The 20085-nt window shown below is 69.5% G+C and carries 17 protein-coding genes; 10 read left to right on the top strand and 7 right to left on the bottom strand.

Annotated features, from left to right (window positions below):
* Positions 1–61: 61 nt before the first annotated feature.
* Positions 62–1009 carry a hypothetical protein gene (locus tag AB0H76_RS26480; protein ID WP_357329196.1) on the top strand — a complete coding sequence of 316 codons (948 nt, stop codon included), beginning with the start codon at positions 62–64 and terminating at the stop codon, positions 1007–1009.
* 56 nt (positions 1010–1065) lie between these two features.
* Here AB0H76_RS26480 and AB0H76_RS26475 read toward each other — a convergent pair whose 3' ends face one another.
* Positions 1066–1866, bottom strand: a complete 801-nt coding sequence (locus tag AB0H76_RS26475) for a DUF1266 domain-containing protein (RefSeq protein ID WP_357329194.1) — start codon at positions 1864–1866, stop codon at positions 1066–1068.
* Between the two features lie 189 nt (positions 1867–2055).
* Here AB0H76_RS26475 and AB0H76_RS26470 point away from each other — a divergent pair, with 189 nt between their 5' ends.
* Complete coding sequence (locus AB0H76_RS26470) at positions 2056–2325, top strand: DUF2277 domain-containing protein (protein WP_357329192.1); 270 nt, start codon at positions 2056–2058, stop codon at positions 2323–2325.
* A gap of 4 nt (positions 2326–2329) precedes the next feature.
* On the opposite strand, the gene AB0H76_RS26465 is transcribed toward AB0H76_RS26470, so the two are convergent.
* Positions 2330–3619: a helix-turn-helix domain-containing protein gene (locus AB0H76_RS26465; RefSeq protein ID WP_357329190.1), complete on the bottom strand. Its 1290-nt coding sequence runs from the start codon at positions 3617–3619 to the stop codon at positions 2330–2332.
* 142 nt (positions 3620–3761) lie between these two features.
* On the opposite strand from AB0H76_RS26465, the gene AB0H76_RS26460 reads away from it, so the two are divergent.
* The 3 genes from AB0H76_RS26460 (at position 3762) to AB0H76_RS26450 (ending at position 7425) form a co-directional block, all read left to right on the top strand.
* Positions 3762–5318 carry an aldehyde dehydrogenase family protein gene (locus tag AB0H76_RS26460; RefSeq protein WP_357329188.1) on the top strand — a complete coding sequence of 519 codons (1557 nt, stop codon included), beginning with the start codon at positions 3762–3764 and terminating at the stop codon, positions 5316–5318.
* Positions 5319–5320: 2 nt separating this feature from the next.
* The gene (locus AB0H76_RS26455) at positions 5321–6151 is read left to right on the top strand and encodes an SDR family oxidoreductase (protein WP_357329186.1); all 831 of its coding nucleotides are present in this window, start codon (positions 5321–5323) and stop codon (positions 6149–6151) included.
* Between the two features lie 371 nt (positions 6152–6522).
* Entirely contained in the window at positions 6523–7425 is a 903-nt protein-coding gene (locus AB0H76_RS26450; protein ID WP_357329185.1) for a LysR substrate-binding domain-containing protein, read from the top strand.
* A gap of 21 nt (positions 7426–7446) precedes the next feature.
* On the opposite strand, the gene AB0H76_RS26445 is transcribed toward AB0H76_RS26450, so the two are convergent.
* Positions 7447–8871, bottom strand: a complete 1425-nt coding sequence (locus tag AB0H76_RS26445) for an amidase family protein (RefSeq protein ID WP_357329183.1) — start codon at positions 8869–8871, stop codon at positions 7447–7449.
* A gap of 216 nt (positions 8872–9087) precedes the next feature.
* On the opposite strand from AB0H76_RS26445, the gene AB0H76_RS26440 reads away from it, so the two are divergent.
* From AB0H76_RS26440 to AB0H76_RS26430, 3 genes are read left to right on the top strand one after another with little or no spacing between them, the layout of a single operon-like run.
* Positions 9088–11754, top strand: a complete 2667-nt coding sequence (locus AB0H76_RS26440; RefSeq protein ID WP_357329181.1) for a serine/threonine-protein kinase — start codon at positions 9088–9090, stop codon at positions 11752–11754.
* Positions 11751–13949: a serine/threonine-protein kinase gene (locus AB0H76_RS26435; RefSeq protein WP_357329179.1), complete on the top strand. Its 2199-nt coding sequence runs from the start codon at positions 11751–11753 to the stop codon at positions 13947–13949. Before AB0H76_RS26440 ends, AB0H76_RS26435 begins: the two co-directional genes overlap by 4 nt.
* Complete coding sequence (locus tag AB0H76_RS26430; protein WP_357329177.1) at positions 13946–14653, top strand: cyclase family protein; 708 nt, start codon at positions 13946–13948, stop codon at positions 14651–14653. Before AB0H76_RS26435 ends, AB0H76_RS26430 begins: the two co-directional genes overlap by 4 nt.
* Here the strand turns inward: AB0H76_RS26430 and AB0H76_RS26425 are convergent.
* Entirely contained in the window at positions 14650–15540 is an 891-nt protein-coding gene (locus tag AB0H76_RS26425) for an EamA family transporter (protein ID WP_357329916.1), read from the bottom strand. The genes AB0H76_RS26430 and AB0H76_RS26425 overlap by 4 nt on opposite strands.
* Positions 15541–15725: 185 nt before the next feature.
* Between AB0H76_RS26425 and AB0H76_RS26420 the strand changes: the two genes are divergently transcribed.
* Positions 15726–16277, top strand: coding sequence for a hypothetical protein (locus tag AB0H76_RS26420; RefSeq protein WP_357329175.1), 552 nt, complete (start codon positions 15726–15728; stop codon positions 16275–16277).
* 87 nt (positions 16278–16364) lie between these two features.
* Positions 16365–17357, top strand: a complete 993-nt coding sequence (locus tag AB0H76_RS26415; protein ID WP_357329174.1) for an AsnC family transcriptional regulator — start codon at positions 16365–16367, stop codon at positions 17355–17357.
* A 10-nt stretch (positions 17358–17367) separates the two neighbouring features.
* Here AB0H76_RS26415 and hpt read toward each other — a convergent pair whose 3' ends face one another.
* From hpt to AB0H76_RS26400, 3 genes are read right to left on the bottom strand one after another with little or no spacing between them, the layout of a single operon-like run.
* Positions 17368–17925 (bottom strand): hypoxanthine phosphoribosyltransferase, encoded by a 558-nt coding sequence (gene hpt / locus AB0H76_RS26410; RefSeq protein WP_357329172.1) that lies wholly within the window; start codon positions 17923–17925, stop codon positions 17368–17370.
* A gap of 56 nt (positions 17926–17981) precedes the next feature.
* Positions 17982–18968 carry a tRNA lysidine(34) synthetase TilS gene (gene tilS, locus AB0H76_RS26405; RefSeq protein WP_357329170.1) on the bottom strand — a complete coding sequence of 329 codons (987 nt, stop codon included), beginning with the start codon at positions 18966–18968 and terminating at the stop codon, positions 17982–17984.
* A gap of 14 nt (positions 18969–18982) precedes the next feature.
* Positions 18983–20080 carry a zinc-dependent metalloprotease gene (locus tag AB0H76_RS26400; RefSeq protein WP_357329168.1) on the bottom strand — a complete coding sequence of 366 codons (1098 nt, stop codon included), beginning with the start codon at positions 20078–20080 and terminating at the stop codon, positions 18983–18985.
* Positions 20081–20085 lie beyond the last annotated feature (5 nt).

The following is a 20085-nucleotide window of genomic DNA, read 5'->3' as shown; positions in this document are numbered from 1 at the left end:
GGAGAAGGCAGCAGGTGTAACCGTGGAGGGCCCCGATCATGCCGAAACGAACGCAGGGGGTATGGACATAGTCGAGCTACGGACACCCACAGCGATTGTGCGTCACGGCCGCGGGCGGTTGATCGTGCTACGCCCCGGCACCGATGGCGAGCGCGTGCTGGACGTCCCGGTCACCGATCTACTCAAGGTCCGGCTGAATCGGCGTGCCGACGACGCGGTTGTCATCGAAATCTACCTGCGATACCCGACTCCGGTGCTGACCGGCGTGCCCGCGGACCGCACTCCCCTGCCCGTCCTGATCGCCGAGCACGATGTGCCGCAGGCCAGCGAGATCGTCGACAAGATCAACGCGCAGATCCTGGCCACCCAGCGCGTCGACGTGGCCGCCCCCGATCTGCACCCGCCCGACCCGACCTGGGACAAGAACGGCCCGGTTCGCGCCGATGTGGATCGCGCCGTGCGCCGGATGGCGACCAAGCGCGAAGCCAAGTCGGCGGTGGCCGCCCTGCACCGCTTCGTCACGCCCGAGGAGTACGTGCTCGAGACCGCGGTCGCCGTGGCCCATCCTCCCGCCGGCACCGGCCCGGGTCTGCTGGCCGCCACCACCGAGCGGCTGCTGTTCATCTCTATCGGTTCCGGCACCCGCTACGCCCACGAGCTGCCGATCGCGGCCGTGCTGTGGGCGCACAGCACCGACGGCACCAAGGCCTCGCCGGGCGAGATCGGCACCACCCGGCACGAGCCCGCGCTCGAGGTCAACGACGGCAAGCTGACGTTGCGCTTCACCGGCAGCGACCGCGCCGACACCGAGCGGGTCAGCCTGGCGCTGAACTTCGCGATCCGGCGCGCCGCCACCGACGGCGCCATGGGTCCGGCGGATCCCAGTGTGTCGCAGCTGTATTCGGAGTGGGAGCTGCTGGTCGAGCGGCATTCGCTGGGCATGGTGGACGACACCCAGTTCCAGCGTTACGGCCGCGGCATCCTGCGCTCACTGCCCGACGGGCTGTAGCGGATAGACGCCGAAAACGCCGCGCGGTACTCCGCGCGGCGTTTTCGCTGCCCGGGTCAGGCCGGGTCGTTGAGCGCGATGCGCCGCCACGGGCTGGTCGGCCGGGTCCACAGCCGCAGCAGTTCCATCCGGCGATCGACGCCGCCGTTCTTGAGCTCGGCCAGATCCTCACAGGCCTGCCAGTAGGTCCAGCCGGTCAGGTAGGCGTCGCCGAATTGCCGCCAGTTCCGGTATTTCCGCTGGGCGATGGGCAGCGCGCGCATCAAATAGGCCCAGGCCACATCGGCGTCGAGGTAGCCGGCGGTGAACGCCATCCGGGCCACCGCGACCACGCGGGCCAGATCCCAGGCGTGGATATCGGTGGGCAGCGGCTTGGAGAGGTGATCGGTGAAACCGATCTTGATGGCCTGGGACCAAATGTCGTAGTCGCGGACCAGCGCCTCCGGATTGTCCATGCCGCGGAAGGAACCGACCTGCCGCAGGAAGGCGCGATGCCGATCGGCGCGCTCGCCGAAGCGGTCCCGTTCGCTGGCGTTGATGGAGGCCATCACCAGCGGATGCACCAGCGCGTAGAGCGGGCCGTGCATGCCGTCGAGCAGCTGTTCCATCGAGGCCTGCGCCTCGGTGCCGTCGGTGATGCCCCAGGCGCCGGTCAGGGTGTCGATGGCGAGCTCGCGGCGGTCGCCGAGCGGATGCTCGCGCTCCGGGCCGAGCAGCAGCGCGTCGTGGAAGGCGTCCCAGCGGGCGGAGTAGAAGCCGCCGAGCGCGAGGGCACGCAGTTCGTCATCGGAGACGGCGGCACCGGACCAGTGGTCTTCCTCCCGCTTGTCGAGCTCCTCGTAGGGGAAGGTTGTCAAGGTAGGTATCCCGCGGGCAGGCATACCGTCGATTGTTCCTGAAAGATCCCGGGCTAGCTCGTCTTATCGCGAATGCGTTGCGCGTGTTCGCGGGGCAATCCCGGCTCGGAGTCTGCACCGGGGCGAGGATTTACCCCTTCTTTAATTCTGACCCTGCCGCATTGCCCCATAGCGGGCTAATCTGCACGCATGCGTGACAACATCACCCTCCTGCGTGGCCTGGAACCTGCCGCTACCGAACAGGAAATCTATGCCGCCGCACTGCAGTACGTGCGCAAGGTCGGTGGGGTTTCCGGCTTGAGCAGCACGACCAAGGCGGCCGTCGACCGAGCGGTCGCCACGATCGCGGCGGCCACCACCCAATTGCTGACCGACCTACCCGATACCAGAGTGGCCCCGGTGGCACCGACCGCCGAGCCGCCGCTGCGCCGGGTCGGCGCCGGAGATTCCCTGGACTGATCGATCAAGGCAGCGCATCGGGGCCGTACGCGGCCACACAGGCCAGCGCGGTCGCCAAGGCGAGACTGCGTGCCTCGATCGAATGCCCGAGTAATTCTTCGATCCGCTGGATCCGATAGCGGACCGTGTTCTTGTGTACGCCGAGCACTTTGGCCGTGGCCTCCGGGCTGCGATGGCTGCTCAGGTAGGCGTGCAGTGTCTCGCGCAGGCGGGCGGCGTTGCTGTCGCGCCCGGCGAGCGCGCGTAATTCCCGGCCGATCAGGCCGCGCATCGCCGCGTCGTCGACGCCGGCCAGATAAGCGATCTCGACCTCCCGATAGGCGTGCACTCGCGGCGCCCCCGGCTCGCCTCGATCGGCGACATTGCGCGCCGCCACCGCCTCCCGATGACTCGCCCGGAACCCGGCCACGTGCGCGCCCGGCACCCCGAACGCCACCCGCACCGGCGCCTCCACCAGGTCGGCCAGCCGGGTAAGTTCCTCCGGCGCGGTCAGTTTCGCGGCCTGCGCACCGTCGTCCAGTCCGGCCCACGCCCACATGTCGCTCGATCCCGACGGCACGGTGAGCACCCGGGCGGTGCCGAGCGCGGCGGCCAGCCGCGCGGCGACCCGATCGAGCAGCCCGATCGCCTCGCCCTCCCCCGGGATCTCGCCGCCGGGTTCGTCGGTCCACAGCACGAAGGCCAGGTGCTGGCCGGCCAACCGGTAGCCGAGCCGGATCGAGGCCTGCTCGGTATCCGCCCCGGCGCTCGCGGCGTCGAGATCGCTCAGCAGGGCGTGCACGGTTTCGGTGCGCCGGTTCAGGGCGGCGCGGAAGACTCGCTCGCGCTCCTCCATATAGGTGTCGGTGAGCAACTCGACCGAGGTGCTCACCCATTTCGAGGAGCGACCGAACAGACGCAGCAGCACCGCGCGCTCGATCTCGTAGGGCGCCTGCCGCTGATCGATGGCGTCGGTCATGTAATCGAGCACGGCCTCCTGGCCGACGTGATAGATCCGCAGCAGCAACCGCAGCTCGAAGCCGCGCCGGGCGATGGTGCGCGCGAAGGCGTGCGCCTCCTCCGGAATCGTGAATTCGAAGGTGTCACTGGTCAATCCGGGCAGCATGGCGCGGGCGTGCGCGCGGGTGCTGGCGGTGAGGTCGCGGCGCATATCGCGGTCGGCGAGCTCCGGGATGCGCGCGACGATGACCGAGTTGAGCCGATCGACCACCTGCTCCAGCGATTCGGTGCGCATCGTCTCGTAGACGTAGTCGGCCAGCCAGTCCCGGATCTCCTCGCTGCCGGGCTCGGGCATGGCCACCTCCATTTGTGCTTTGGATACAAATCAGCCCGGTTCCATTGACAGATTGGGCCAAGAAGCTCTGTCCGGATTGTGCCACGATCATAGACGAGTGAGTTGAAGCACAGTGTTCAGCGCAATGCAGTGGGAGAACAGCGTGACCAATACCGAATCCAAGAAGGCCGAGGCGCCGTCCGTCATCGAGGTGCACAACCCCGGCACCGGTGAACTGGTCGGCAGCGTGCCGGTGCAGTCCGCCGACGAGGTCGCCGCCACGGTGCGCGAGCTGCGGCTGTACCAGCCGGAGTGGGAGGCGATCGGCCCGGAGGGTCGCAAGGAATGGCTGCTGAAACTGCAGGATTGGCTGATCGACAACACCGAGCACCTGGCCGACGTGCTGCAGTCGGAGACCTCCAAGCCGCGCGCCGACGCACTCATCGACCCGGCCTTCGGCTGCGATCTGATCGGCTACTACGCGCGCCGGGCCGGCGGCTTCCTCACCGACGATCATCCCTCGCCGCACAGCCCGCTGGCCCGGGTCAAGAAGCTCACCATCACCTACAAGCCGTATCCGGTGGTCGGGGTGATCACGCCGTGGAACTTCCCGCTGGCCATGCCGATCATGGATGTCATCCCGGCGCTGGCCGCGGGCGCCGCGGTCATCCTGAAGCCGTCGGAGGTGACGCCGCTCTCGGCGCTCGAATTGGCCCGGGGCTGGGCCGAAATCGGGGCGCCGCCGGTATTCGCCGTGGTCACCGGCGCCGGGGCGACAGGCGCCGCGGTGGTCGGCAACGCCGACTACATCCAGTTCACCGGGTCGACCGCGACCGGTAAGAAGATCGCCGCCGCCTGCGTCGAGCGGCTGGTCCCCTACTCGCTCGAACTCGGCGGCAAGGATCCGGCGATCGTGCTGGCCGACGCCGATATCGACCGGGCCGCGCACGGCATCGCCTTCGGCGGCATGTTCAACGCGGGCCAGGTCTGCATCTCGGTGGAGCGGGTCTACGTGGAGGCGCCGGTCTACGACGAGTTCGTCGCCAAGCTCACCGCGAACGTGCGGGCGCTGCGTCAGGGCATCGACGGCCGCGAGATCGCGCACGATGTCGGCGCGCTGGCCAACGAGAACCAGGTGAGCATCGTGCAGCGCCACGTCGAGGAGGCCGTCGCGGCCGGTGCGAAGGTGCTGACCGGCGGCAAGCGGACCGGGCAGGGCACCTTCTTCGAGCCGACCGTGCTGGTCGATGTCGACCACACCATGTCCTGCATCACCGAGGAGACCTTCGGTCCGACGCTGCCGGTGGTCAAGGTGGCCGACGAGGCCGAAGCCGTGCGGCTGGCCAACGATTCGATCTACGGGCTGTCGGCCTCGGTGTGGACCGGGGACAAGGAGCGCGGCGAGCGCGTCGCCCGGCAGCTGACCGCGGGCGCGGTCAACATCAACGACGTCTTCTCCAACCTGTTCAGTTACGCGCTGCCGATGGGCGGCTGGGGTCAGTCCGGCGTCGGTGCGCGCTGGGGCGGGGCCAACGGCGTGCGCAAGTACTGCCGGACCCAGGCCATCACCAAGCCGATCCTGCCGACCCAGCAGAAGGAACTGTTCTGGTACCCGGCCAAGCCGGCGAATCTGCTGTTCGCGCTGGGCGCGATGCGGGCCGCGGGTGCGCGCGGCCTGCGCCGGATCGATATTCCCGCTCTGCTGAAACTCAAGGGGTAGCAATGGACTCGACGAAAATCCGCGGCAAGGTCGTCGTCATCACCGGCGGCGCGCGCGGCATCGGGCTGGCCACCGCCACCGCGCTGCAGGCGCTGGGCGCGAAGGTGGCGATCGGCGATATCGACGAGACCACCGTCAAGGAGTCGGGCGCGGCCCGGGATTTCGAGCTGTACGGCAAGCTCGACGTCACCGAGTCCGCCTCGTTCGAGGCGTTTCTGGACGAGGTGGAGCGCACCGTCGGCCCGATCGATGTGCTGATCAACAACGCGGGCATCATGCCGACCGGCAAGCTGGCCGACGAGCCGGATCAGATCACCCGCCGGATTCTCGATATCAATGTCTACGGCGTGATTCTCGGTTCCAAACTGGCGTTGAAGCGAATGCTGCCGCGGCGCAGCGGGCACGTCATCAATATCGCCTCGCTGGCCGGTGAGACCCATATTCCGGGACTGGCTACATACAACGCGAGTAAGCACGCGGTGCTCGGTTTCACCGACACGCTGCGCGAGGAATACCGGGAGACCGGGGTGCATTTCTCCTCGGTGCTGCCGACGCTGACCAATACCGAACTCGGCGCCGGCGTCACCGCGCCGAAGTTGCTGCGTCCGGCCGAGCCGGAGGAGATCGCGGACGCGATCGTGGCGTTGATCGCGGCGCCCAAGTCCAAGGTCCGGGTGACCGCGGTGGCGGGCATCATCTCGCAGGTGGTCGGACTGCTGCCGGAGGCGGTGGGCGACGGCATCGCGCGGGCGCTCGGCGCGAGCCACGCGTTCCTCGACGATGTCGACGCGGCCAAGCGCAAGGCCTACGAGGATCGCGCCCGCAACGTCTGAACGGGCGGATGACACAGCGGCCGGTGGCTCATCTGAGCCACCGGCCAAACCATTTGTGACTAATCTCACAATGTACCAAGTGTTCCGATCACCACCCGGTCAGCGTCGGTTTTCCGGCCGATCACTGGCCGCGCGCCTCCTCGCCCGCCTGGTCAGGTCACGATCGCATCACCGCTGGTCAAACGACCAGCAAAGATCGTTCCCAACACCCGGGATGCGGATGCCATCAGTTCGCGGAGGCGGTGGTGCATGCGAACCGTCGAGCGAATATGCTGTCCCTAACAAACCTGTCGTTTGTTTCGGTACCCGTATCCGAACTTTCTGGCCTGATAAGGCTGGAAATTCAGGACTGATTCTGATAGCAAGGGGCTATGGACCCGCATTTGCGCGACCTGCGGTATTTCGTCGCCGTCGCTGAAGAACTGCACTTCACCAACGCGGCACAACGCCTGCACATCGCTCAACCCACCCTTTCGCGTCAGATCCGTCAGCTGGAACGCCAGCTCGACGTGGTCCTGTTCGACCGCAACCAGCGCAGTGTCGCGCTGACCGTCGCCGGCAAGGAGCTGCTCGAAGGCGCCCGCAAGATTCTCGAACTCTGGGAAGTCACCAACGTCTCGCTGCAGGAAGCGGGTGAGGTGCTGCGCGTCGGCATCCAATCCGCGCTCGGGCGCGGGCTTCTCAACGATCTGGAGAGCGCCAGCGGGCACCGCCTCGCCTTGCACGCCGCCTCCTGGACCGACCCCTCCAGCGGCCTGTCCGGCCGCCAGGCCGACCTGGCACTGGTCTGGCTGCCGCTGCCGGACCAGAACCGCTACCGCTGGCAGGTGCTGCGCACCGAACAGCGCTGGGTGCTGCTGCCGGAGAACCACGCGCTCGCCGAGCAGGAGAGCATCGCGTTCAGCGATCTGCTGGACGAGCCGTTCGTCGCGCTGCCCTCCGAAGCCGGTGCGGTGCGCGACTTCTGGCTCGGCAACGACGCCCGCAACGGGCGCCAGGCCAAGATCGGCGCCGAAGCGGCCACCACCGAGGACAAGCTGGAGGCTGTCGGCCTCGGGCTCGGCGTCTGCCTGCTCGCCGAGAACAACGTGCCGATGTACCGCTGGCCCGGCCTGACGGCCCGGCCGGTCACCGGGCTCGCGCCGTGCGAGCTCGCGGTGGCCTGGCGTGCCGACGACAGCCGCCCGACCATCCTGGAATTCGCCGGACGGGCTGTCACCGGCGGCTTCTCGGCCACCGGAGAGCGCCCCGCCGCCGCCGCGGCGGCCTCGTAGGCGGTAGCGCTCGCCGGTAGCTCAGTGCACGGTGCGGGCCCAGGGGCGTAGCTCCTCCAGCTGCGCCGAGAGGCGCAACAGGGTGACTTCGCTTCCGGGCGGCCCCGCCAATTGCGCGGCGACCGGGGTGTTCGAGCGGGGATGCATGCCCATCGGGATCGAGGCGGCAGGCCAGCCGACCAGGTTCCAGATCGCGACGAACGGCGCGAAACAGGTGCCCGACAGCACATTCGCGAACCAGCCGCGGGCGCTCCAGGCCCGGGCTCGCGGCGGTGCGGTGGCCAGCGTCGGGGTGATCACGACGTCGTAGCGTTCGAAGAATTCCAGCAGGCGCGCCTCGATCCGATCGATCTGCGCGGGGCGCACCAGCCGCAGGCGCAGCACCAGTTCGCCGAGCGCGAGGTGCCAGCGGGTCCGGGTTTGCAGGCGTTCGGGATAGATGAGCCGCGCCGCCGCGGGGACCGCCGCGGTCAGCCAGCGCAGCAGCGACACCAGCATGGCGTTGCCGTAGGGCAGGGTGGTGAGTTCGACGCGATGCCCACCGGCGGCGGCGACGGCCGCCGCGGTCCGGGCCGCGGTGGCCCAGTGCCGGTCGACCCGCAGGAAGCGCAGCGGTGGAGCCACCACCAGGGCGATGCGTAGTCGCCCGGGCGGGTCCACCTCCGCTAGGTTCGGGCGCGCCGCCAGCACCGAGAGCATCAGCGCCGCGTCGCCGACAGTGGTTGCCAGCACGCCGCTTTCGGACATTCCGGACCGATCGTCGGCATTCGGCACGATGTAGCGGCCCGGTTTGAATCCGTAGACGCCACAGCAGGCGGCGGGGACGCGGACCGAGCCGAGCCCGTCGGTGCCGTGCGCCACCGGCACCAGCCCGGCGGCCACCGCCGCCGCCGCGCCACCGGAGGCGCCACCCGCGGTGCGCTTGGGATTCCAGGGATTACGGGTGATGTGGCCCGCGCCGTCGGTGGTGGCCCACAGACCCAGTTCCGACACCGAGGTCAGGCCGACCACGACCGCGCCGGCCGCGCGTAGTCGGCGCACCAGCGGATCGTCGGAGCGGGCCGGAGCCGGATCGCTGGCGGCCGAGCCGGCCAGCATCGTCTCGCCCGCTACCGCGATGGTGTGCTCCACCGCGACGGGCACGCCGGCCATCGGCAGCTCCTCCAGATCCGAACGCTGCTCCAGCTCGGCGGCCTCGGTCTTGGCCTGCTCGGTGCGGATGACGCTGAAGGCGTTGGTCTTCCGGTTCTGCTCGGCGATCCGCCACAGGGCGGTGTCGACCACCTCGGTCGGGGCCACGGTGGCCTCGTGGATGCCGGCGGCGATGGCCCCGGCCGGACCCCGGGCGGCGCCCGAGAGGTCACTACAAACCGAGTGGTCTTCTTCGATCGGCTCAGAGTTGTTGTCAGCAGAGGTGTTTTCGGCGATTACATCTTCGGAAGCCATGTTCCAGGCAACCGCCGTACGCTCTTCGTACATGTGTTGAATCGCCCCCATCGCTCGTAGTCGAAATCGGGTGATTGCTATAGAGCCGCAAGTTATCATTCCGAATACTGCTCGGGGCATGATGACGTCGGGTGTGGCGGAGATTTTTCTCCAGCACACCCTTCCGACCGACAGAGCGGACACTGTGAACATCCGCCGAGCCAGTAGGTCATGAGAATGAGTGCCGAGTCCGAAAGAGATTCCAGTCCCGACACGGGTTCCGACAGCTTCGGCGCGGTCCGGACCGACTTCGGTGCGGTGGAAGCATTCTCCGCCGCTTGGGAATCCGCTGCTCGTGCGGTCGCGGCCGGGCAGGGTACACCCGAGGTCCCGCAGATCGCGGAATATTTGCCCGATGCCCAGACCCTGCGCCGCGAGGCCTTGATCGAGCTCATTCGAGTCGATCTCCGGCATCGCTGGCTGCGCCGCGCGACGGGCGCGGATACCCCGCGCCGGCGTAAACGCCTCACCGAATACTGCGTGGAATTCCCGGAACTCGAGCAGCGCAGCCTGCCCGCGGGATTGGTGTATGAGGAATTCGTCGTGCGCCGGCACAGTGGCGAGCGGGTGGACCCGCGCGAATGCCTGCGCGAATTTCCTTACCAGGCAGCCGAGTTGCGGGAACTGCTCAATTCCGATGACGTGGACCAGAGCACGCGCCGCTCCGGCCCGGAAGACGAGCCCAGTCTGCGGACCGCCGCGGCGGACATCGAAACCCGCGCGACACCAGGCGAAGCCACCCAGGCCGCGCCACTGGACGAGACCCGCGCCGCGCCACTCGAGGACACGCGCACCGCCGCCTACGACGGCACGCACACCGTGGGCGCCGCCCCGGACAGCACCGCCGCGGTCGCGCCGGACTTCAGCGCCACCGGGTTCGACACGCCCACCGGCGCCGAGCCCGATGCCCTCGCCCCGCTGGATCGCATCGAAATCGGCCAGCAGATCGATGATTTCGACCTGCTCACCGGGCTGGGTAGCGGAGCCTTCGCGCGGGTGTTCCTGGCCCGGCAGCGCTCGATGCAACGCCTGGTCGCGGTGAAGATCTCCGCGGATCACGGCACCGAGCCGCAAACACTGGCCCAGCTCGACCACGACTACATCGTGCGCGTGTTCGACCAGCGCCTGCTCGATGCCGGGGGCGGCGGCGACGGCGCGTCCCGCCGGCTCCGATTGCTGTACATGCAGTTCCTGCCCGGCGGCACGTTGCTGGGCGTGCTGCGCTGGGTGCGTGCCACCCCGCCCGCCGAACGCAGCGGCCGGCTGCTGCTGGACGCGGTGGACGCGGCGATGGAGGAGAAAGGCGAGATCCGGCCGACCGATTCGAGCGTGCGGGCCGAGATCGCCGCGCTCTCCTGGCCGGAAACCGTCGCCTGGCTGGGCCGCAGGCTGGCCGAGGCGCTGCACTACGCCTCCGATCACGGCGTACTGCACCGCGACGTGAAACCCGCGAACGTGCTGCTCACCGCCGAGGCCGTGCCGAAACTGGCCGATTTCAACATCAGTTTCAGCCGCAACGTCGAGGGCACCAGCCCGGTCGCCTACTTCGGCGGCTCGCTGGCCTACATGTCGCCGGAACAGCTCGAGGCCTGCCATCCGGGCCGCGCGCGGTCCGCCGCCGATCTGGACACCCGCGCCGACATCTACTCGCTCGGCGTCGTGCTGTGGGAACTGCTGACCGGCGCCAAGCCCTTCGACGACAGCACCGCCGGCGCCGGCGCGCACGGCGACGACACCACCCTGGAAGCCATGCTGGAGCGCCGCGGCGAGGGCGTGGAAGCCGCCGCGCTGCAGCGGGTTCCGCCGGACTGCCCGGCCGCGCTGAGCCGGGTCCTGCTGACCTGCCTGGCCCCCGACCGGGACGACCGCTGGGCCAGCGGCGAGGTGCTGGCCAAGCAGTTCGACCTGTGCCTGGACGCCCGCGCCCGCGAATTGGTGGACCCGAAGCCGCACAGCTGGCGGCTGCGCCTGCGGCCCTGGCTGATGCCGGTGCTGCTGGTCTCGCTTGGTCTGCCGAATGTGCTGGCCTCGCTGTACAACATCCAGCACAACCAGACGCTGATCGTGGAGCGGATGACCGCGGACGCGCAGCGCACCTTCCTGATCGTCACCGGCGCGGTGAACTCGATCTTCTTCCCGCTGGGTTTCCTGCTGATCGTCTACCTGTCGCGCTACGTGCTGACCGTGCCGCGCGGACTGCGGCACGGCAAGCAATACGACCCGGACACCCTGCGCCGGGCCCGCGCCGACGCGCTGCTCCTCGGCGAACGAGCCGTGGCGATTCCGTTCTGCCTCTGGGTGCTCTCGGGCATCACCTTCCCGGTCGCGCTGCAATTGGCGACCGGCGAGATCACCGGGCGCTCGGTGGTGCACTTCCTGGCCTCGATCCTGGTGTGCGGCGCCATCGCGGCCTCGTATCCGTTCTTCCTGGCCACGTTCTATATCGTCCGGTGCGTGTACCCGGTCTTCTTGCGCCACGGCGAGATCAGCGCCGACGACGCGGTGTGGCTGCGCGGGCTCGACCGCCGCTGCAGCGGATATCTCGCGATCGCGGCCTCGGTGCCGCTGCTCGCCGTCGCCGGTGTGACCTTCCTGCCGCCCGGCGACATTCCGCAGGTGATCGTCGCGGTCCGCGTGCTGTGTGCGGGCGGCATCTTCGCCTTCGTCGGCGCCTACCTGCTGTTCCGGGCGCTCGAGGCGGACCTGCAGGCGCTGGTGCGGGTGGTCGCGCCGACCCTCACCGAGGATTCGGTGCCGATGCGCACGGGCGTTCTGGCGCCGCTGCGGCCGATCCCGGCCGAGCCGGCCGAGGCCGCGACCACGGTGGCGGAGCCGCCCCGGTGACCGTGCGCCTGGCCGACAGCATCGCCCGGTTCTCGGCCGACTGGCGACGCTCGCTGTCCGGGACCCGCACCGATCCCCCACCGCTGGCGGCCTACGTCCCCGACGAATCCGAAGCGCGCCTCGCGGTGCTGTCCGATCTGGTGCGCATCGATATCCGGCACCGCTGGGAGCGCCCCGGGCTCGGCAAGCGCATCACCGACTACCGCACCGAATTCCCGGAATTCCAGGACAGTCCCGAGCTGGTGGATCTGCTCCGCGAGGAATTCGTGGCACGGCGGCGCAGCGGGCCGCTGCCCCTCGAGGACTTCCTCGCCGAATACCCCGACCTGGCCGACCGGGTGCGGGCGCACCTGGCGGCGACCGGAGCGGACCGGATCGACGCGAACGTCCTGCGGATCGACCGGACCCTGGCCGAGATCGCGCCCGGGCAGCGAATCGACGACTTCGACCTGCTGACCGAGCTGGGCGCCGCCCCCGATCCGGCGTCGAACCGGGTCTTCCTGGCTCGGCAGCGGTCGATGCAACGCCTTGTCGCGGTGCGGCTTTCGACGGGTGGCGTCGATGAACCGCACACCATGGCGCGGCTGGATCATCCGCATATCGTGCGGGTGTTCGACCACCGGATGGTGGTGTTCGCCGACGGTGCGGCGTTCGGCCGGTTGGTGTACATGCAGTACGTGCCGGGTGGGACGGCGGCGGAGGTGCTCGAGCAGCGGGGGGCCGGGGTGGGCGCCGAGGGTGGGCGGGTGCTGCTGCGCGCCGTGGACGCGGCCGTGGAAGCGGCCGGTGAGATCCGGCCGTCGGATTCCCGGGTGCGCGCCGAGATCGCGGCGCTCTCCTGGCCGGAGACCGTCGCGTGGATCGGGCGGCGGCTGGCCGAGGCCTTGGACTACGCCGAACGGCACGGCGTAGGGCACCGTGCGCTGAAGCCCTCGAATGTTCTCTTCACGGCGGAGGGTGTGCCGAAGCTGGCGGACTTCATGCCGGAGCGAACAACTGACGATCCGGGCCTCGAGGCCCCGACGGTAACGACGGCCTATAGCTCGCCCGAAGAACTGTCTCGCGCCCTCGATTCGGAAGCGCCGGAGCTCGATTCACGCGCGGACATCTATGCGCTCGGTGTGCTGCTGTGGGAGTTGCTCACCGGAACGCTTCCCTTCGGCGGTGCCGATTCTCCAGCTGCGGCGCTCGAGCAGCGGCGCGGCGGCGTGCGCGCCACCGCGCTGCGACAGCTGCCCGCCGACTGCCCGGCAGCGCTGCGCCGTGTCCTGCTGACCTGTCTGGAACCGGAACCCCATCGGCGCTGGAGTACCGGCGCGGTGCTCGCCCAGCAGTTGGATCTGTGCCTCGACGAACACGCGCGGGACCTGGTCGACCCACCGCAGCGCAGCCTGCGACGGCACCTGCGGCACTGGCGGGTCCTGCTGATCGCGCTGGCCATCGGCGTTCCGAATGCCCTTGCCTCGCTGTACAACATCGAGCACAACCGCGCCCTGATCATCAATCACATGTCCGCGGAGGCGCAGGACCGAATCGACCTGACCACCGCGATCACGAATGCCGCCTACTTCACCGTGGGGGCGGCGGTGATGGTCTACTTCGGCCGGCACCTGATCTTCGTTCCGCACGGCCTGCGCACCGGCGTCCGGTACTCCCCCGAGACCCTGCATCGCGCCCGGACCAACACCATCCAGTTCGGCGACCGCGCGCTCATCGCGGTCTTCTCGATGTGGATGCTGTCCGGGGTGTCTTTCCCGTTCCTGCTGGCGGGCACCGGTGACGAGGTCCCGTCCGCCTACGCCTACGCCCACTATTTCGTCTCACACGCCATCTGCGGCGCGATCGCCCTCGTCTACCCCTTCTTGCTGATGAACTTCTACCTCATCCGCTGCATCTACCCGATGTTCCTGAGCCACGGCGAAATCAGCGCCCGGGACGCCGTCCTCCTGCACCGCCTACGCCGCCGCTGCGGCGCCTGGATGCTCGGCGCGGCCGCCATCCCCCTGCTCTCCGTCGCCAGCGCCACCCTGCTGGTACCGGCGGATCTCGCCGAAATCATTGTGGTGCTGCGGTTCCTGGCGATTGGCAGCGTGGTGGCCTTCCTCGGCGTCTATGTTCTGTTCATGGCACTGGAGAAGGACCTGCGGGCGCTGGAGCGGGTGCTGGCGCCGGATGCGGGACAGGGGAAGCCGTGAATCCGCCGTTCGGGCGGCCGGTCAGCCTGTCGCATGTGCACGATCCGGCCACCACTCCCCTGTTTCCCGGCGATCCGGAGTTCCGCGTCGATATCGCGGCCACCATCGCCAACGACGGGTATTACCTGCGGTATGTGCAGCAGGGTGAGCACACCGGAACCCATTGGGGCGCACCGATTCACTTCGACGCCGACGGGTTGGCGGCGGATCAGCTCGACCTGGCCGATCTGATGCTGCCCGCGGTGAAGATCGATGTGCGCGAGCAGTGCAAGGACGATCGCGATTACGCGATCGGTGTGGCCGATCTGAAGCAGTGGGAGTCGCGGCACGGCCGGATTCCGGGCGGGTCGGCGATCATCGCGTGGACCGGGTGGGATGCCCTGTGGGGCCGGCCGGAATTCATCGGCGAGGGTGAATCCGCTTATCACCAGCCGGGTTTCGCGGTGGAGACGGCCGAGTGGCTGTTGCGGACCGGGCGGCTGGGCCGCCGGGGCGCGCTCGGTATCGACACGTTCGGCCCCGATCTCGGCACCGACGACACCTATACCGTGTCCAAGCTGCTGTACCAGGAGCACCGGATCAGCCTGGAATGCCTGGCCAATCTGGCCGAGCTGCCCGCTACCGGGGCCTGGGTGCTGGTCGGCGGCGCCCTGTACCGGGGCGGATCCGGTTCACCGGCAACGATCTTCGCGTTCCTGCCCTAGAGCGGCGCGGGTGGTTCGGCGCGCGAGCGCCGCCCCGGTGCGGCGTTGATCAGGAGTGCCACCATGACCAGCACGATGCCCGCGACCTCCGCGGTCTCGGGGCGCTGGGTGAGCAGGAGCGCGCCCACGATGGCGGCGGTCGCCGGCAGCAGCGCCAGCAGCAGCGCGAACCGGGCCCGGCCGACCCTGGCCAGCACCAGCTGATCCAGCGCGTACGGCACCGCACTCGACAGGACACCCACTCCGACGCCGAACAGCCAGGTGCGCGGATCGGCGAAAACGCCCACGTCGATGGCCAATTGCGGAATCAGCACGAACGGCGCGAGGAGGACCGCGGCCGCCGCCATGCCGACCGCCAGCGAATCCAGTCCTTCCCCGGCATCGGCCACCCGCTTGCCGAGCAGGATGTAGGCCGCCCACGCCGCGGCGGCGGCCAGCGCGAACCCGACGCCGACAGGTTGCACGTCGATCCGGACACCCGCGAGCAGGAATACCCCGGCGGCCACCAGCACCACCGCGAGCACATCACGCGGCCGGCGGGATCCGAGCGTCGCCACCGCGACCGGTCCGAGGAATTCGATGGCCACCGCCGTCCCCAGCGGAATCCGCGCGATCGCCTCGTAGAACACCACGTTCATCAGCACGGTGACCACCCCGAATCCGGCCGCGATCAGCACCGTGCGCCGGGTCCACCGGTTGCGCCAGGGCCGCCGCCAGGCCAGCAGCACCACCGCCGCCGCACCCGCCCGCAGCCAGGCCACCGTCGACGGCTCGGTCGTGTCGAACAGGAACACCCCGATAGCGGCGCCCACATACTGCGAAATCGCACCCACCACGAAGATCAGCGGAACCGTCCACCCGGGAAGTACCGCCCGCTCGGCCACCATCGAACTCACAGCTCACCATAGGCACAGCGGCCCGCCCACCGAGTGTCGAATTCCGGCACCGCACGGCCCCACGGCGTCGAATTCCAGCAGTTCGCCCCGGCTCGGGAGCCCGGCCGCGGCTCCGGCGCGAGGCTTTCGGAAGCGCCGCCGCATCGCAAGCGGCAGCCACGACACCGGAGGTTCTCATGAAGCTCGGACTCGTTTCGACGATCTCGGTCGTGATCACCGCCCTCGTTCTCGGCGGCGGCACCGCGCACGCGCAATCCAGCACGCTGTCGGGCACATTCGGCGATATCTCCGCGGTGTCCGGGCCGACCCCGGACGCCACCGGCGTGACCACCGACCTGACCGGCGGCACCTTCGCGCCGGATCCGGGTGGGCGCCGCATCGAGGTCTCGAATCAGCAAGGGGCGGTGGTCGATTCGTTCCCATTGCGTTATCAGGTGAACGGTCAGGTCTTCGATCTGGCGCCGGCGATCGAACAGAACGGGAGCCGTCTGACCCTCACGCCCGTCGGGTTGCCGATCGAGGAGTCGCGGCGGGCCGAGCTGCCCGTGCATTTCGCCGACTACGCGCAGGAGCTGTCCCGGCACCAATACAACGCGGCGGTCGGTGCGCTGATCGGCGCGGCGGTCGGCGGGCTCATCGGCTTCTTCCTGCTGCCGCTGTTCGGCGAGATCCCGGGCGCGCTGCTCGGTGGGCTGATCGGCGCCGGGATCGGCTGGGTCTCGCCCTGATCACTGAATCGGGCCGGGTGGATGCCACGCATTCGCCCGGCCTCGCCACGCGCCGAATTCGCGGACCTGCTTCGTATACTCCCGGCAATGGACGCCAACGGCTTCGACGAGCTGGACCGGCAGTTGGCGCATGCGCTCCAGGTCGACGGGCGCGTGCCGTTCAGCCTGGTCGGATCGGTTCTCGGGGTTTCGGACAAGACCGTCGCCCGGCACTACGCCCGGTTGCGGGCGGCGCGGGCGGTCCGGGTCGTCGCCGACTGCTCGATCTACACCACCGGGCGCACCGCGTGGGCGCTGCGAATTCGCTGTACCCCCGGCCTTGCCGAGTCGATCGCCGAGGCGCTGGCCCGCCGGCCCGACACCGGGTACATCGCGCTCACCTCCGGCGGCGCCGATGTCGTCGGCGTGGTGCAGAATTTCGACGAGGCCGAGACCACGGCCCTGCTGGGGGCACTGCGCAAAACCTCCGGCGTGCAAGCCGTGACCGGGCACCGCCTGCTGCACGGGTTCGCCTCGGAGCTACACACTTTCATGCCCAAACACGGTCCGCTGACCGCGGATCAGATCCGGGCGCTGCGGCCGGATGACGTGGTCCCGCCGCCGGGCGTCACGCTGAGCAACGAGGGCATCGCGGCGGTGACCCTGACCGCGCAGGATCAGCGTCTGCTCGCCGCCCTGTCCCTCGACGGGCGGCGCGACTTCGAGGCGCTCGCCACGGAGCTCGGGTGGTCGGCGAGCACCGTGCGCCGGCGGGTCAACCAGCTGCGGACCGCCCGGATCCTGCGCTTCGGACTCGAACTGGACTGGCGCATGTTCGGCCTGAATACGCGTGCCGCGCTGTGGCTTTCGGTGCCCCCGGCCGAGCTGGCCGCGACCGGTCGAGCGCTCTCCGAGCACCCGCAGATCAGCGGCGTCTCCGCCACGACGGGACCGGCGAATCTCTTCGGCGCGGTCCTGGTCGCCGACGATCAGGCGCTGTACGGCTATCTGACCGGCCCGCTCGCGGCGCTGCCGGGCATCAGCCAGATCGAGAGCGCACCGATCGTCCGGATCGTGAAGATGAGCCCGAATACCCTGTGAGGGGCGGGGTTTACTCGCCGCCGTAGACGCGCGGGTGCAGCGTGCCGATGTAGGGCAGGTCGCGGTAGCGCTCGGCGTAGTCCAGGCCGTAGCCGACGACGAATTCGTTCGGGATGTCGAAGCCGACATTGGCGACCTCGACCGGAGTCTTGAGGGCGTCGGGCTTGCGCAGCAGCGTGACGACCTCGAGCGAGGCCGGGTTGCGGGTCTTCAGGTTGCGCATCAGCCAGGACAGGGTCAGGCCGGAGTCGATGATGTCCTCGACGATCAGGACGTTGCGGCCCGCGATGTCCTTGTCCAGGTCCTTCATGATGCGCACGACGCCCGAGGAGGACGTGGAGGAGCCGTAGGAGGACACCGCCATGAATTCCAGCTGCGTCGGGATGGACAGCGCCTTGGCCAGATCGGTCATGAAGAAGATCGCGCCCTTGAGCACGCCGACCAGCAGCAGATCGCCCTCGGTCGCGTCGGGCGGATAGCGCTTGGCGATGACCTCCGCCAGCTCCTGGGTCTTCTCGGCGATTTGCTCTTCGGTGATCAGCACCGATGCGATGTCATCCCCGTACACGTAAGTTGTATCCCTTCCGTGGATGTTCTCAGCCCAGTCACCGCGCAGACATCCGTTTATCGCCTGTGCATGGCCAGCCTGCCATGTTCGCGCCCGGCAACCAACCTGATCCCCGCGGACCCACCGCCCACCGCCACCCCGCCCTGCCCGCGCCACGCCGTGACCAGGGCGTCTACCGCGCGTAAATGCTTGTCGGTCAGGGCTTTCGCACCGCCCGCCAGCAGCCAGGCGCGGATCGCGCGGCGGCGCAGGGCGGCGGGGGCAGTGGCGAGGATCTCGATGGCGAGGGTGTCCTCATCAGCCGAGGTCACAGGCTCGGTGCGGTGACTCCGGGCGGCCTCCAGCAATTCTTTGGCTAGTTCATCGAGCACCGCGCCGTCCTCCCGCAGCTGCTCGGCCGTGCGTGCCAGGGCCGGGCCGACGCCGCCGCCGAGCACGTCCTCGAGCAGCGGCAGCACCTCGTGGCGCAGCCGCACCCGGGCGAACTCGGGCGCGGAGTTGTGCGGATCCTCGTGCGGGGCCAGGTCGGCGTCGGCGCAGAACCGGCGGGTCACCGCGCGGCGGACACCGAGCAGCGGGCGGCCCCAGGGCTCGGCGTAGACCGCCATGCCCTGGATCGAGCGGCCACCCGAGCCGCGCGCCAAGCCGAGCAGCACGGTTTCGGCCTGATCGTCGAGGGTGTGGCCGAGCAGCACCGGCAGTCCGTCGCGCGCCGCGTCCAGCGCCGCGTACCGCGCCTGCCGGGCCGCGGCCTCCAAGCCGCCGTCGGTGCCGACCTCGACCGCGAGCACGTGCGCCGATCGGCAGCCGAGCCGCAGCGCGGTCGCGGCCGCCTCCGCGGCGACCCTGGCCGATCCGGCCTGCAATTGATGGTCGACGATCAACGCGTCGACCGAATCCGCCTCCAGCGCAGCGGCGGCGGTCAGCGCGAGCGAATCCGGGCCGCCGGACAGCGCCACCGCGATCGCCCGCTCCGGGGCGTACCCGCCCAGCCAGGCCCGGACCGCCTGCCGGATCTCCAGCACCGACTGGGTCTCGGGCAACCTGCGGGTGCGCGCTAGGCGAGAACCCGGGCGATCCACAGGTCCGGGTCCTCGATCTCGGCCGGACGGGGCAGGGTCTCGCCCTCGGTCCAGATGGTGTTGAACTGCTCCATGCCCACCCGGCCGACCACGTGATCGACGAACGCCTTGCCGCGCACATACTGCGCGACCTTCGCGTCGACGCCGAGCAGCGCGCGCAGCAGCCGCTGGATCGGGTTGGCGGGGCGGGTGCGCCGCTTGTCGAAGGCCGCGCGGATCTGGCCGACCGTCGGAACGACCTCGGGGCCAACGGCATCCATCACGTGATCGGCGTGGCCCTCGAGCAGGGTGCCGAGCATGAGCAGGCGGTCCAGCGCCTCGCGCTGGGCGGGCGGCTGGGTGGCGCGCAGCAGCCCCACCACGCCGCGCGACGCCGGATCATCGGTGCTGCCGGTGCGCCGGCGCTCGCGTAGCTCCTCCACCAGCCGGGAAAGCAGCTCGGTCATCGGTTCGTCGCCGACCTGGCCGAGGATCTCCACGTTCTGGCGCATGTAATCGGCCAGCCACGGCGCGGAGGAGAACTGCACGCGGTGGGTCACCTCGTGCAGGCACACCCAGAGCCGGAAGTCGGAGGGCGAAACACCCAGCGCGCGTTCGACTCCCACGATGTTGGGCGCGACCAGCAGCAGCGTGCCGTCCGGGCCGGTGAACGGATCGTATTGGCCCAGAATCGCGGTGGACAGGAAGGCCAGCATGGCTCCGGCCTGCACACCCGCCGGCTTGCCGCCGAGCAGGCCGCGGTCCTTGCCCTCGGCGTCGTTCCCGGTCAGCGCCGACATCGAGTCGGCGGCGGCGGCGATCCAGCCCGGGCGGTCCACGATCCGGGCGGCGGGCACCGGACGATCGTCGAGCAGCCGGCTGACCTCGCGCACCGGGCCCTCGGCCCGCACCGAGGCGGCGGCGAGTTCGCTGACCACCTGCTCGGCCGCGATGCGGGACGTGCTCGGCCCCGAGGGCACCAGCGCCGCTCCGGTCCGCGCGGCCAGTTTCCAGTCGATCGCGCCGGACAGCGACGAGCGCCGGCCGGTCTCGATTGCCTTGTCAGCGCCCTCGGCCGAACTTGTCTCGAACATCGTCA

It is taken from the genome of Nocardia sp. NPDC050712, assembly GCF_040654295.1.
Lineage (GTDB): Bacteria > Actinomycetota > Actinomycetes > Mycobacteriales > Mycobacteriaceae > Nocardia.
This window is presented reverse-complemented; position numbering and strand designations above follow the sequence as displayed.